The sequence below is a fragment of the Rhizobium sp. LjRoot258 genome, from assembly GCF_964254185.1.
In the GTDB taxonomy this organism is placed as follows: domain Bacteria; phylum Pseudomonadota; class Alphaproteobacteria; order Rhizobiales; family Rhizobiaceae; genus Rhizobium.
The window spans coordinates 3963847-3976404 of the sequence record NZ_CAXUST020000001.1 but is presented as its reverse complement, the minus strand read 5'-3'; the positions used below and the strand labels follow the sequence as shown (position 1 = coordinate 3976404).

General features: G+C 61.6%; 14 protein-coding genes. 5 read left to right on the top strand and 9 right to left on the bottom strand.

The window, feature by feature from the left end; genetic code table 11:
* Window positions 1–57: 57 nt before the first annotated feature.
* From ACSQ9D_RS19480 to rimP, 3 genes are read right to left on the bottom strand one after another with little or no spacing between them, the layout of a single operon-like run.
* Window positions 58–747, bottom strand: a complete 690-nt coding sequence (locus ACSQ9D_RS19480) for an RNA-binding protein (RefSeq protein WP_072374838.1) — start codon at window positions 745–747, stop codon at window positions 58–60.
* Window positions 747–2351 carry a transcription termination factor NusA gene (gene nusA, locus ACSQ9D_RS19475; RefSeq protein WP_024316277.1) on the bottom strand — a complete coding sequence of 535 codons (1605 nt, stop codon included), beginning with the start codon at window positions 2349–2351 and terminating at the stop codon, window positions 747–749. The genes ACSQ9D_RS19480 and nusA overlap by 1 nt, the downstream gene beginning before the upstream one ends.
* Window positions 2352–2411: 60 nt before the next feature.
* A complete protein-coding gene (gene rimP, locus ACSQ9D_RS19470) occupies window positions 2412–3017 on the bottom strand; it encodes a ribosome maturation factor RimP (protein WP_436283521.1) in 606 nt (201 codons plus the stop codon).
* 226 nt (window positions 3018–3243) lie between these two features.
* Here rimP and ACSQ9D_RS19465 point away from each other — a divergent pair, with 226 nt between their 5' ends.
* Window positions 3244–4875, top strand: a complete 1632-nt coding sequence (locus ACSQ9D_RS19465; RefSeq protein ID WP_436283520.1) for an MFS transporter — start codon at window positions 3244–3246, stop codon at window positions 4873–4875.
* Between the two features lie 8 nt (window positions 4876–4883).
* Entirely contained in the window at window positions 4884–5339 is a 456-nt protein-coding gene (locus tag ACSQ9D_RS19460; RefSeq protein ID WP_436283519.1) for an N-acetyltransferase family protein, read from the top strand.
* A 2-nt stretch (window positions 5340–5341) separates the two neighbouring features.
* Here ACSQ9D_RS19460 and ACSQ9D_RS19455 read toward each other — a convergent pair whose 3' ends face one another.
* Both ACSQ9D_RS19455 and recR read right to left on the bottom strand, forming a co-directional pair.
* Window positions 5342–6595, bottom strand: a complete 1254-nt coding sequence (locus tag ACSQ9D_RS19455; RefSeq protein WP_436283518.1) for a lytic murein transglycosylase — start codon at window positions 6593–6595, stop codon at window positions 5342–5344.
* Window positions 6596–6603: 8 nt separating this feature from the next.
* Window positions 6604–7209, bottom strand: coding sequence for a recombination mediator RecR (gene recR / locus ACSQ9D_RS19450; RefSeq protein ID WP_436283517.1), 606 nt, complete (start codon window positions 7207–7209; stop codon window positions 6604–6606).
* A gap of 56 nt (window positions 7210–7265) precedes the next feature.
* Here recR and ACSQ9D_RS19445 point away from each other — a divergent pair, with 56 nt between their 5' ends.
* Window positions 7266–7889: an MOSC domain-containing protein gene (locus ACSQ9D_RS19445; RefSeq protein WP_436283516.1), complete on the top strand. Its 624-nt coding sequence runs from the start codon at window positions 7266–7268 to the stop codon at window positions 7887–7889.
* On the opposite strand, the gene ACSQ9D_RS19440 is transcribed toward ACSQ9D_RS19445, so the two are convergent.
* A complete protein-coding gene (locus ACSQ9D_RS19440; protein ID WP_436283515.1) occupies window positions 7886–8422 on the bottom strand; it encodes an RBBP9/YdeN family alpha/beta hydrolase in 537 nt (178 codons plus the stop codon). The genes ACSQ9D_RS19445 and ACSQ9D_RS19440 overlap by 4 nt on opposite strands.
* 109 nt (window positions 8423–8531) lie before the next feature.
* Between ACSQ9D_RS19440 and ACSQ9D_RS19435 the strand changes: the two genes are divergently transcribed.
* The gene (locus ACSQ9D_RS19435; protein WP_436283514.1) at window positions 8532–9014 is read left to right on the top strand and encodes an Lrp/AsnC family transcriptional regulator; all 483 of its coding nucleotides are present in this window, start codon (window positions 8532–8534) and stop codon (window positions 9012–9014) included.
* An 83-nt stretch (window positions 9015–9097) separates the two neighbouring features.
* Window positions 9098–9625 carry a DUF992 domain-containing protein gene (locus ACSQ9D_RS19430; protein WP_436283513.1) on the top strand — a complete coding sequence of 176 codons (528 nt, stop codon included), beginning with the start codon at window positions 9098–9100 and terminating at the stop codon, window positions 9623–9625.
* Between the two features lies 1 nt (window position 9626).
* Here the strand turns inward: ACSQ9D_RS19430 and ACSQ9D_RS19425 are convergent, their stop codons facing one another.
* The 3 genes from ACSQ9D_RS19425 to ACSQ9D_RS19415 all read right to left on the bottom strand — a co-directional run bounded on the left by ACSQ9D_RS19425 (window position 9627) and on the right by ACSQ9D_RS19415 (window position 12524).
* Entirely contained in the window at window positions 9627–10238 is a 612-nt protein-coding gene (locus ACSQ9D_RS19425) for a LysE family translocator (protein ID WP_436283512.1), read from the bottom strand.
* A 71-nt stretch (window positions 10239–10309) separates the two neighbouring features.
* Window positions 10310–10633, bottom strand: a complete 324-nt coding sequence (locus tag ACSQ9D_RS19420; protein WP_024316266.1) for a YbaB/EbfC family nucleoid-associated protein — start codon at window positions 10631–10633, stop codon at window positions 10310–10312.
* Between the two features lie 22 nt (window positions 10634–10655).
* The gene (locus ACSQ9D_RS19415; protein ID WP_436283511.1) at window positions 10656–12524 is read right to left on the bottom strand and encodes a DNA polymerase III subunit gamma/tau; all 1869 of its coding nucleotides are present in this window, start codon (window positions 12522–12524) and stop codon (window positions 10656–10658) included.
* Between the last annotated feature and the right edge of the window lie 34 nt (window positions 12525–12558).

The following is a 12558-nucleotide window of genomic DNA, read 5'->3' as shown; positions in this document are numbered from 1 at the left end:
CCTGTCAATCAAATATGTCGATCAATGATGTTGGGACCGGACAAGCCGGTGACCGTATCATTGTTTTTGCCGGCCAGCGCCGCCCGCTGCCCGGGACTGACCGCCATTGCGGTACTGTTCGAGCATCTTTGCGCGCTTCACTACACCCTCACCCGCCTGCCCTGCAAGCACTGCAGCATGGATAAAAGCGTTCTGGCCCATCAGGCCTTCCATTTCGCTCTCCGAGAAGAGACGGTAGGAAGGTATTTCCTCCTCGGTCTCCATTCCGAGGTGCCAGGCCTTGCGAGCCTGGTCGATTTTTCTCACGCCATCTTCGGCGGCATTCGTCGCGTGGAACACGGCAATCGCCGCTCCACTCCTGACTGCGGCGTCCACTTTCGCAGAGCCTGTAACGAACTGCCCCGCCTTGCGGGCCATGTTCATCATCTGCATCAACTGCTGTTCGAGCAGCGTCTCAACGGTTTGGCCGAGATCGGCTGCCGCCTTCACATCCGCTTTCAAAGCGCGGGCGAAGAGCTTCTTCGCCACGGCCTTGTCGACCAGCGAGCGATCGATCTTGACCCAACAGCCGCGTCCCGGAAGCTGGCGCTTCAGATCGGCGACCACAGTCCCATCGGGAGCGGCGACGAAGCGGATCAGCTCATCCGGCGATCCGCTTTCGCGCGTCACGATGCACATGCGACCATTCACGTCATATCCTGCAAGATCGTCGTCCTCAGGAGAAACGGTCGGCTCCCGCGCGGACATTATACTTCCTGCTCGGCCTCGGGAGCTTCTTCAGCTTCCGCGTCCTTGGCGAGATCTTCTTCGGTGATCCACCCAGCCGCGAGGCGAGCCTGAACGACCATCTGCTCGGCTTCGACGCGCGAAACGTCGAACTTGGAGAACAGACCTTCGAACTTCTTGGTCTCGCCGTTCTTGCGTTCGCTCCAGCCGACGAGATCGTCAGCGGCGCAGCCGGCGAAGTCCTCGATCGTCTTGATGCCGTCTTCGCCGAGCGCGACCATCATCTGAGCGGTTATGCCGTCGATCTGGCGCAGTTCGTCGGAAACGCCAAGCGCCTTGCGCTTTTCGTCCATTTCGGCTTCCAGGCGCTCCAGGTATTCGCGGGCACGGGTCTGGATTTCCTGTGCCGTGTCTTCGTCGAAACCGTCGATCGAGGTGATTTCGTCAAGATCGACGTAAGCCAGCTCTTCGACCGCTGCGAAGCCTTCCGAGGCCAGTACCTGGCCGACCATCTCGTCAACGTCGAGCGAGTCCATGAACAGGTTGGTACGCTCGTTGAACTCCTTCTGGCGGCGCTCGGATTCTTCGGCTTCCGTCATGATGTCGATGTCCCAGCCGGTCAGCTGCGACGCCAGACGAACGTTCTGGCCGCGGCGGCCGATGGCCAGCGACAGCTGCTCGTCCGGAACCACGACTTCGATGCGCTCTGCATCTTCGTCGAGAACGACCTTGGCCACTTCAGCCGGCTGCAGAGCGTTGACGACGAAGGTCGCCGGATCCTGCGACCACGGAATGATGTCGATCTTTTCGCCTTGAAGCTCGCCGACAACGGCCTGAACGCGCGAACCGCGCATACCGACGCAGGCGCCGACCGGATCGATCGAGCTGTCGTTCGAGATCACGGCAATCTTGGCGCGCGAACCCGGATCGCGGGCAACCGACTTCACCTGGATAATGCCGTCGTAGATTTCAGGCACTTCCATCGTGAACAGCTTCACCATGAACTGCGGATGTGTGCGCGACAGGAAGATCTGCGGGCCGCGCTGCTCTCTGCGAACATCATATACGTAGGCGCGGACGCGATCACCATAGCGGACGTTTTCGCGCGGGATCATTTCGTCGCGACGGATGATGCCTTCGCCACGGCCGAGATCGACGATGACGTTGCCGTATTCGACGCGCTTGACGGTGCCGTTGACGATCTCGCCGACGCGATCCTTGAACTCGTCGAACTGGCGATCACGCTCGGCTTCGCGAACCTTCTGGACGATAACCTGCTTTGCGGACTGAGCCGCGATACGGCCGAAATCCATCGGCGGCAGCGGATCGGCGATGAAATCGCCAAGGGCTGCATCCGGGTTGCGGTCGCGGGCCAGCTCGAGCGGGATCTGGGTCGAATAGTCTTCGGCCTTGTCGACAACTTCGAGCAGGCGCTGAAGGCGGATTTCGCCGGTCTTCGGGTTGATGTCGGCCCGAATGTTGGACTCAGTGCCATAGCGAGAGCGCGCTGCCTTCTGGATCGCGTCTGCCATTGCGGCAAGCACGATCTCACGGTCGATGACCTTTTCGCGCGCCACTGCATCTGCGATCTGCAGAAGCTCGAGCCGGTTCGCACTGACTGCCATTGTCTTTTCTCTCCGTCTAGGCGTCCGGGGTTCCCGTCCCTGGAGCCACAAGTTGATCGGTTATTCTTCGTCTTCCGCTTCGTTCTGGTTCGCGGCCTCTGCCTTCGCCAGCTTGTCGGCGCGCAGTGCATCACGGATCAGATCGTCGGTCAGAATGAGCTTTGCATCGGCGAGGGCCGTGAATGGAATAACGATATTCTGTTCTTCGCCCTCGGAAACCTGGTCACGCTCGAGCGTGAAACCGTCGGCGTCGGTCGCAACGATCTTACCACGGAAGCGCTTTCGGTTGCCGACCATGATCGACGTTTCGCACTTCAGAAGATGTCCCTGCCAGCGCACGAAATCGGACTTCCGCACCATCGGGCGGTCGATACCCGGCGAAGACACTTCCAGATGATACTCTCTATCGATAGGATCTTCCACATCGAGAACCGGAGAAACGGCCATCGAGACCTCTTCGCAGCCTTCGACGTCCATCGTTCCATCGTTGCGCTCGGCCATGATCTGCATGGTGGCGCCGTTCTGGTTGAGCATGCGCACACGGACCAGACGGTAACCAAGGTCAACAAGCACAGGCTCGATAATGTCGGCAAGGCGCTGGTCGAGACCAGTCTCCGTGATGAGCCGCGGCTCAAGTTCATTGTCTGCTTTCGTCGAATCCGACAAGCGATGCGCTCCTAGCAATGTCATGCATTTTGGGTGATCGCGGTAATAAAAAAGAGCGGGTCCTTGCGGCCCACTCTTCATCAATGCGATCAAGATTTGAGAGCCATATAGGCCCGTTTTTACAAAATTGCAAGCTCCGTCACTAACCTTCCCAATGAGCTCCCACGCTAGCCAGCGGCATCTTTCGCCATATATTGGCTCAGAGGGACCGGCATCGGGAGGGATCGTGCCATACACTTCGTCGACACTGGCGCCGTTGCGGCACGAAACCTACCGGACGATCTGGTTTGCAAGCCTCGCTTCGAACTTCGGGGGGCTGATCCAGGCGGTTGGCGCCGCCTGGATGATGACAACCATCACGGCATCGGAAAATATGGTCGCGCTGGTGCAGACATCGACGGCACTGCCGATCATGCTCTTCTCGCTCGTATCGGGCGCCCTTGCCGACAGCTTTGACCGCCGCCGGGTGATGCTGACCGCGCAATATTTCATGCTTGCGGTTTCGGCACTGCTCAGCATCTCGGCCTACTTCAACTGGCTTTCGCCCTGGCTGCTCCTCTTCTTCACGTTCCTGATCGGCTGCGGCACTGCGTTGAACAATCCGTCGTGGCAGGCTTCGGTCGGCGACATGGTGCCGCGCAGCGATCTGCCGGGCGCGGTGACGTTGAACAGCGTCGGCTTCAACATCACCCGCAGCGTTGGCCCCGCCATCGGTGGCGTTATCGTCGCTGCCGCCGGCGCGGCAGCCGCCTTTGCCGTCAACACGCTGAGCTACTTCGCGCTGATCTATGCGCTAATTCGCTGGAAGCCGGGCCTCCCGGCCTCCACCCTGCCACGGGAAACGCTTGGCAGCGCAGTGTTTGCGGGCCTTCGCTATGTGTCAATGTCGCCCAACCTGCAGAAGGTGCTGCTGCGCGGGCTCATCTTCGGGATCAGCGCCAGCTCGATTCTCGCACTGCTGCCGATCGTGGCGATCGACCTCGTTGTCGGCGGCCCGCTGACCTACGGTCTCATGCTCGGCTCCTTCGGCATCGGTGCGATCGGCGGCGCGATGCTGAATGATCGGCTGCGCGAACGCTTCTCCAGTGAAACGATCGTGCGGATTTCCTTCGCCGGTTTTGCGCTGAGCGCCACGATTGCCTCTTTTAGCCCGATTGCCGCACTGACCTGTGCCGGGCTGGTGATATCAGGGGCATGCTGGGTGCTGGCACTTTCGCTGTTCAACACGATCGTCCAGTTGTCGACGCCGCGCTGGGTCGTCGGCCGCGCTTTGTCGCTCTATCAGACGGTGACCTTCGGCGGCATCGCCGGTGGCAGCTGGCTATGGGGCGTGGCGGCTGATCGCTACGGCGTCTCGGACACCTTGTTGATCTCCGCCGTCGTCATGCTCTTCGGCATCGTCGTCGGGCTGCGCTTTGCCATGCCGGCCTTTGCCTCGCTCAATCTCGACCCGCTCAACCGCTTCATCGAGCCGGCGCTCGGCCTCGATATTACCCCGCGCAGCGGTCCGATCGTCGTCCAAATCGATTACGAAATCGCCGATGCGGATGTTCCCGAGTTTCTGGCACAGATGGGCGAGCGGCGGCGTATCAGAATTCGCGATGGCGCCCGCAATTGGGCGCTGATGCGCGATCTCGAAAAGCCGGGGCGATGGACAGAGACCTACCACACGCCGACCTGGGTCGAATACATCAGGCACAATCAGCGCCGAACGCAGGCCGATGCGGAAAACATCGAACGGCTTCGGGCACTTCACCGCGGCGAACAACTGCCGCAGGTCCACCGGCTGATCGAGCGCCAGGCCATTCCGCCCGACAGCGACGTCTTCTACAAGACACCGATCGATCTGCACCATTGAGGCAAGACATGTATTCCTTTCGCCCCGCCCGTCCTTCCGATCTGGCGGCAATCATCTGCCTGCTCTCTGATGACGATCTCGGAGCGACCCGCGAGATCATCTCGGATCCGCCAGATACAAGCTATGTTACCGCATTCGAGGCAATCGAAGTCGATGCAAACCAACTGCTGGCCGTCGCGGTGGACGAGGACGATCGTGTCATCGGCTGCCTGCAGCTGACGTTTATTCCCGGCCTGTCGCGAACGGGCATGTGGCGCGGGCAGATCGAGAGCGTGCGTGTCGCCAGAGACGCGCGTGGCTTGGGCCTTGGCTCCGATTTCATCGAATGGGCTGTTGCGCGCTGCGCCGAACGCGGCTGTGGTCTGGTGCAATTGACGTCCGACAAATCGCGGAGGGATTCTATCCGCTTCTACGAGAAGCTGGGGTTCGTCGCGAGCCACGAGGGCTTGAAGCGCAACCTCTAGGCTTACTTCAACTTGCCGATCATCGTTGCCTCGGGATAGCAGGTCGGGTTCATGCCGTTCTTTTCCTGCCACTGGCCGATAGACCGGCGCGTCTTGTAGCCCGGCAGCCCGTCGGAGCCGCCGACGTCGTATCCCTTCTTCTCCAGTGCCTTCTGCATGGCCGCGACGTCGGATCGCAGCATCTTGCCGACATCGCCCCATGCCCCTTGGAAGGCGCCGGAGCCGTACGCAATGCGATCGGCGAGGTTGCCGATATAGAGCGCGTAAAGGTCGGAGTTGTTGTATTCCTTGATCACGTAGAAGTTCGGCGTGACGACGAATTCCGGTCCGTCGCGGCCGGCCGGTACAAGCATTATGCCGGATGCCTTGCCTTCGTCGGAAGGGAAGGCCTTGCCGGACACGCGCGCGAGGCCGAGCGAGGCCCAGTGCGATACGGGCTTGGCGAGATCCGGCCCTTCTTGCGCGCAAGAAACCTGATCAGGAATCGTCACTTCATATCCCCAGCTACGGCCGCGCTGCCAGCCCTTCTGGACGAGGAAATTGGCGATCGAGGCAAGCGTGTCGGGAACCGATGTCCAGATATTGGGGTGGCCGTCACCGTCGAAATCGACGGCATATTTCAAATAACTGGTTGGCATGAACTGCGGCTGGCCAAGCGCGCCGGCCGATGAGCCTTTGAATTCGGCTGGTGTCGCGTCGCCGCGATCGATGATGTGCAGGGCAGCGAGCAGTTCCGTGCGGAACATCTCCTTGCGTGTCGACATAAAAGCCTTCGTCGCCAGCACCTCGATCGCCGAGTTGGGGATCTTGGCCGCCCCGAAACCCGTTTCGCGTCCCCAGACGGCAAGCACGATCGAACCGGGGACCCCGTAGGTTTTCTCGATCTTCTTCAGCGTCGCGGCATATTGCGAGGCAAAACCGCGGCCGGTGCCCCCCAGCCGCTTCAGCCGATCCTCGTTGAAATACGGCCCCGGCGAGGAGAATTCAGCCTGCGTCTGCTTCTGTTGCTTCGGCGGCGGGAAGCCGGGAGGAGCAAGATCGGTCAGGCTCCAGTTGAGTTCGACGCCCGCGAAGGACGCGCGAAACGCCCGCTCCGAAATACCGTTCTTCTGCGCCTCCGGCCAGAGATCAGCCTGCACCCATCTTTCAAATTGCGCTTCGACATCAGCTTTCGATGCGGAAAGAACCGACGAGCATGACAGCGTCAGCAGCGCCGCCGTTGCAATCAAGAGGCGGCTGAAAATGCTCCTGTTCATGCTTCCCCCTAGATTGCCGTACGTGCTCTGAGCGCCGCTTGCAGCGTTCCTTCGTCGAGATAGTCGAGTTCACCGCCGACCGGGACGCCGTGGGCGAGGCGCGTGATCTTCACGTCCAGCCCACCCAGCTGGTCGGTTATATAGTGTGCTGTCGTCTGCCCCTCGACGGTCGCATTGACCGCGATGATTAGTTCGCGGATGCCGCCGGCGCTGGCGCGCTCGATCAGGCCGCGAATGTTGAGGTCATCAGGCCCGACGCCATCCAGCGGTGAGAGGGTGCCGCCGAGTACATGATAGGTCGCGTTCAAGGCGCCGGCACGCTCCAGCGCCCAGAGGTCAGAGACATCTTCGACGACGATGATGACGGATTGGTCGCGCCGGTCGTCCGTGCAGACCGTGCAGGGATCAACTGTATCGACATTGCCGCAATGGGAGCAGATCTTGACCTTCTCATAGGCCTCGCCCATCGCATTCGACAGGGGGCCGAGCAACTGGTCTTTCTTCTTGATGAGGTGCAGGGCAGCCCGGCGCGCGGACCGCGGACCAAGGCCGGGCACCTTCGCCAGAAGCTGAATCAGTTTTTCGATTTCGGGGCCGGTGACTCGCTTTGCCATGAGCGGTTATTAGCCCATATGCTGCAAAAACGGAAACAGGTTGGGAGCGTCGCTCGATGAAAATCCTCGCCGTCTGCATTGGCAGTGCCGAGCGGCTACCCGGCAAGAGCTACAAGACCGGCATCTACAAGCATCCCGTGGGCGGCAACGTGCTCGTCGATGCCGAAGGGCTTGTCGGCGACGCCATTTGTAACCGGAAACACCATGGTGGCGTTGACCAGGCCGTCTATCTCGAGGGTTCGCTGACGCTCGACTGGTGGTCAAAGGAGCTTGGGCGGCCAATTGAGCCGGGCACGTTCGGAGAGAACATGGTGATCGACGATCTCGATAACCGCATTGTCTCGGTGGGTGATAGATTCATAGCCGGCGATCTTGTTCTGGAGGTCACCAGCGCACGCATTCCTTGCGCCACTTTTGCCGCCCGGATGGGCGACCCGCTGTTCATCAAGCGCTACACGCAGGCAGCGCGGCCAGGCATCTATTGCCGCGTTCTTCACGGTGGGGCAATCGCGGCCGGAATGACGGTCGACTATCTGCGCTATGACGGCGAGAAGGTCACGATGCCGGAGATGCTCGCGACCTTCGGCAAGACACTCGCGGCGCAGGATCGCAGCCGCTATCTCGCAGCACCGATCCACTATAAACTGCGCAATATCTTGGCAGTGCAGGCAGGCACCTAGCGCAAGTGCGCCTCAAAGGCCGCCAATGCCGCCCTTCCCTCCGGCCAGTCGCCGAGCCCGCTCTTCTCATTGATGTGACCGCGGGCACCGATACCCATGAACTCGCTACCCCAAGCATCGGCCTTGGTACGCGCATAGTCGAGCGAACCGAAAGGGTCGTCGCTACTGGCTATGACAAGCGACAGGAACGGAAGGGCCGTGACAGGTGGATCGGCAAAGCCGGCAGCCTCCGGGGGGAAAGCCGGCGAGCGTGGGTCCGGTGGCGCGACCAGCAAGGCGCCGCTGGCGCGATGGGCGGCCCGCCGCGCCCAATGGGCAACCAGAAGGCAGGAGAGGCTGTGGGCGACGAGAAACGGTTCGTTCTCCGATTGTCCGACAGCCCGGTCCAGCGCGGCGATCCAATCCTCGAGGTTCGGCTGATCCCAGTTCGAGGGCGAAAACCGCCGCATACGGGGATCGGCCGCCTCCCATCGGGACTGCCAGTGTGCTTCGCCAGACCCGCCAAGGCCCGGCACCATGATGATATCTCGCATCGCTTCCTTCCTGTTGCTCGACGCATAGGCTGCGTGAGATAGTCTGCAAACGACATAGGAAATCATCGGAAAAATCATCGTTCAACCGATGAATTAAAGGCGAATAATGATGGCTGATTTCATGAGCCGACAACTCGACCCGACCGACATGCTGATCGTCGAGATCATGCAGGCGGACGGGCGCATCTCTGTTTCCGAACTCGGGCGCAAGGTCGGTCTGTCGCAACCGGCTGCGTCCGAGCGGCTGAAACGCCTGGAGGAACGGGGAATCATCGAGGGTTACGGCGCCCGCGTCAATGCCGCGGCACTCGGGCTGGGCATGATGGCCGTCGTTCGACTGCGGACCGGCCACGAACATATCCGCGCCTGTCTCAAGCAATTCTCGGAAATGCCACAGATTGTCGAGGTTCTCAGGCTGACGGGAGAGGATTGCTTCGTGTTGAAGGTCCTGGTCCCCTCGCCGTCCGAGCTTGAAATCATCGTCGACAGCATCGCGCGCTACGGCGCAGTGACGACCTCCCTCGTATTGCGCGGCGAACCGATGAAGCCGATCGGCCGCGAACTGGTGAAACTGGCGCGACACCACCTCTAACGTGATTTCGACCACTGCCACTTGCTGACAAGGCCGACGCGCCTAGATTTTCACGCACGGAGTGTAAATCGAAGGAGGCTCGCATGTCTATCGCAAGACTTATCGCGGCGGCAGTCATCGCCGCAACGGCCACTACCTTCCTATCAGCGACGCCGGCGGCCGCCCGCGTCAAAGTCGGCTCGCTTGGCTGTGACATATCTCCCGGATTTGGCGTGATCATCGGTTCGAAGCGGACGCTCAACTGCATATTCACCCCGTCTTCGCCGGGACGGCCGAGCGAACGCTATACCGGTACAATCACCAAGTTTGGCATTGATATCGGCACTCTGGCGGGCGGCGGAATGATTTGGCTCGTCTATGCACCGACCAACCGGCTCGACGGCGCTCTGCAGGGAAGCTACTCCGGCGTCGCAGCCAACGCGACTGTCGGCCTCGGTGTCGGGGCGAATGTCCTTATCGGCGGTTTCGAAGGCTCGATTGCGCTGCAGCCGGTCTCGGCGGAGGGCACGTCCGGCCTCAATATCGCGGCAGGCGTTGCTAACATGATTCTGACCTGGGTGCCGCCGGCACCACCGCCACGGGCTCCCAAGCGGCATATCTCACAGAGGTAGCCTAACGCATCGCGATCGCGACCGCAGCGCCGGCCATCGTTCCGGCGCTGGCCCGATTGGCCACACGAACAGCGCGGCGGCTTTTCAGGAAGCCTCTCGCCTTCGCCGCGAGCAGCGCCCAGCTGATATCGATGACGATCAGCACCAGAAGCATCGTCCCGACGAGCTCGGCCCAGCCGACCATGGTCACGGCGTGGATGTCGATGATCGAGGGCAGCAGCGCCATGTAGAACATCATGATCTTCGGGTTGCCGAGCGTCACCGTCATGCCAGCGAGGAAAAGCCTTAGCGGCGATTGCGTGTCGGGCAGCGATTCGGCCTCACGGTCGGGCGAGGCAAACCACATCCTCCAGGCGAGATAGAGCAGATAGCAGACGCCGAGCCACTTGACGGCAACAAAGGCGTAATGGAAGGTTTCGGCAATCGCGGCGAGACCGGCAACGGCGCAGGTCAGCCAGATCGTCTCGCCGAGCCACATGGCCGCCAGGAAGGGAAGAACGTCACGCGCGCCCTTGGAGATCACGCGGGCGACGAGTGCAGCAACGCTCGGCCCTGGAGAGCCGGCAGCCACGAACAGCGCGCAGGCAAAGACGAACAGGCTGGTCAACGTCATCCGGCTCCCCCCTCACATGACGGAAGCGGTGCCAGGTTCGGCCGGCACCACTTCTTCGGTCTACTGGCCGATCAGAACGGCATCTTGAAGCCGGGCGGGATCGGCAGGCCGGCGGTCAGCGCCTTGGTCTTCTCAGCCGCGGCGGCTTCCGCCTTGTCCTTGGCATCCTTGTGAGCGGCAACGATCAGGTCTTCGAGAATCTCGACATCGTCTTCCTTGAATAGCGACGGGTCGATCTTCAGGCTCTGCATCTCGCCCTTGCCGTTGAGGACCACGGTAACGAGGCCGCCACCCGACTTGCCTTCCGCATGGAGTTCGGCGATCTCCGCCTGCATCTTCTCCATCTTGGCCTGCATTTCCTTGACTTTGCCCATCATGCCCATGATGTCGCGCATCGTCTCGCTCCTTCTTGATACCTCAGAATATTATGTCGTCGCCGGGCAGGATGTCGCCTTCATCGGATTCGGCAGCGGCAGGCGCCTTGACCTCCTCTTCCTCGTCCGGCTCCGGTGCCCGCACGCGCACGTCGATGATCTTGGCGCCCGGAAACTGCGCGAGGATCGCCGCCACATCCGGGTCCTGCCGCGCGTCGCTCACCTGCTGCGCCTTGGCGCTGGCTTCGGCCTCGACGATGGTCGGCTGGCCTTGCTCGCGGCTGAGGCTGACAATCCAATGGATGCCCGTCCAGTCCTTGAGCTTGACCGCCAGTTCGTTGAGCAGCGTGCCGGGCGCGCCTTCGGTCAGATTGACGTCGAGGCGACCGGGTTCGATGCGAACGGGACGGACGAAGTTGCGCACCAGCGCCTTGATCTTAGCATCGCGCTTGTCGCCTGCTAGATTGGCGAGATCGGCGATGGAATTGACCGGCACCAATGGCTTCGGCGCCTCGGTGGGCTTCGTCTCGACACGCCCGACCGGCACGTAATGCGGATCGGGATTGGGAACCGCACGCAGCATGGCGGTCGGCCCCACCGGCTGCGGACGCGGTATCGGGTCCGTCGATCGCGCCGCCAGATTGCCCTGATAGTTCACCGTTGCGCCGCCACCGCTGTTGCCCGACGGCGCAGGCGGACGGCTTCCACCGTTCGCCTCGGAAAACTCCGCGAGGCGACGGGCAGCATCCTCAGGTGCCGGTAGATGCGCGGCATGCGCCAGTCGGATCAGCACCATCTCGGCGGCGCCGGCCGGGCGCGAGGAGCCTTCGGCTTCCGGAATGCCCTTCAACAGCATCTGCCAGATGCGCGACAGCGCCGTCACCGCCACGCCCTGGGCGAATTCCGCAGCCTTTGTGCGCTCGATCTCGCTGAGCGAAGGGTCGTTCGCCGCATCCGGCACATACTTCAGCCGCGTGACAAGATGCGTGAAATCGGCAAGGTCCGTCAGCACCGCAACCGGATTGGCACCAGCTTCGTACTGGCTTTCGAATTCGCTCAGCGCCGCAGCAACATCACCTTTCACGATGTAATGAAAGAGATCGACGATGCGAGCGCGGTCGGCAAGGCCGAGCATGCCGCGTACGGCGTCGGTCAAAACGGCGCCGCCTCCATGGGCGATTGCCTGATCAAGCAGCGACAGACCGTCACGTGCCGAGCCTTCGGCGGCGCGGGCGATCATCGCCAGCGCATCGGGCTCTGCCTCGATGCCTTCCTTCGATGCGATCGTGGTGAAGAGGCCGACGAGATCCGAGGCGCTGATGCGGCGCAGGTCAAAGCGCTGGCAGCGCGACAGGACCGTGATCGGCACCTTGCGGATTTCGGTGGTGGCGAAGATGAATTTCACATGCTCGGGCGGCTCTTCGAGCGTCTTCAACAGACCGTTGAAGGCCTGCGTCGAAAGCATGTGCACTTCATCGATGATGTAGACCTTGTAGCGCGCCGAAACCGGGCGGTAGCGCACCTGCTCGATGATCTCGCGGATATCGTCGATACCGGTATGAGAGGCGGCGTCCATCTCGATGACGTCGACATGCCGGCCTTCCATGATCGCCTGGCAGTGCTCGCCGGGGATGCGCAGATCGATCGTCGGCTTGTCGACCACTGAGGTCTTGTAGTTCAGGGCGCGGGCAAGGATGCGGGCCGTCGTCGTCTTGCCGACCCCGCGAACCCCGGTCAGCATGTAGGCCTGGGCAATGCGGCCGGTCTCGAAAGCGTTGGTCAGGGTCTGGACCATCGGTTCCTGGCCGACCATCAGATCCGTGAAATCCTTGGGGCGGTATTTGCGTGCCAGCACCCGGTATCCGGTGCCCGTCGAGGCGGCATCTTTTGATTGTCGCTCGGTGTCGCTCATCGCCCTGCTTAGCGCCCGGACTAATCGGGCAAAG

Coding starts and splice junctions, on each gene's coding strand:
- ACSQ9D_RS19435 (WP_436283514.1), top strand. CDS start 8,532: ATGGCTGATTTCATGAGCCGACAACTCGACCCGACCGACATGCTGATC.
- ACSQ9D_RS19455 (WP_436283518.1), bottom strand. CDS start 6,595: ATGAACAGGAGCATTTTCAGCCGCCTCTTGATTGCAACGGCGGCGCTG.
- ACSQ9D_RS19440 (WP_436283515.1), bottom strand. CDS start 8,422: ATGCGAGATATCATCATGGTGCCGGGCCTTGGCGGGTCTGGCGAAGCA.
- nusA (WP_024316277.1), bottom strand. CDS start 2,351: ATGGCAGTCAGTGCGAACCGGCTCGAGCTTCTGCAGATCGCAGATGCA.
- recR (WP_436283517.1), bottom strand. CDS start 7,209: ATGGCAAAGCGAGTCACCGGCCCCGAAATCGAAAAACTGATTCAGCTT.
- ACSQ9D_RS19420 (WP_024316266.1), bottom strand. CDS start 10,633: ATGCGCGACATCATGGGCATGATGGGCAAAGTCAAGGAAATGCAGGCC.
- ACSQ9D_RS19425 (WP_436283512.1), bottom strand. CDS start 10,238: ATGACGTTGACCAGCCTGTTCGTCTTTGCCTGCGCGCTGTTCGTGGCT.
- ACSQ9D_RS19415 (WP_436283511.1), bottom strand. CDS start 12,524: ATGAGCGACACCGAGCGACAATCAAAAGATGCCGCCTCGACGGGCACC.
- ACSQ9D_RS19430 (WP_436283513.1), top strand. CDS start 9,098: ATGTCTATCGCAAGACTTATCGCGGCGGCAGTCATCGCCGCAACGGCC.
- ACSQ9D_RS19480 (WP_072374838.1), bottom strand. CDS start 747: ATGTCCGCGCGGGAGCCGACCGTTTCTCCTGAGGACGACGATCTTGCA.
- ACSQ9D_RS19460 (WP_436283519.1), top strand. CDS start 4,884: ATGTATTCCTTTCGCCCCGCCCGTCCTTCCGATCTGGCGGCAATCATC.
- ACSQ9D_RS19445 (WP_436283516.1), top strand. CDS start 7,266: ATGAAAATCCTCGCCGTCTGCATTGGCAGTGCCGAGCGGCTACCCGGC.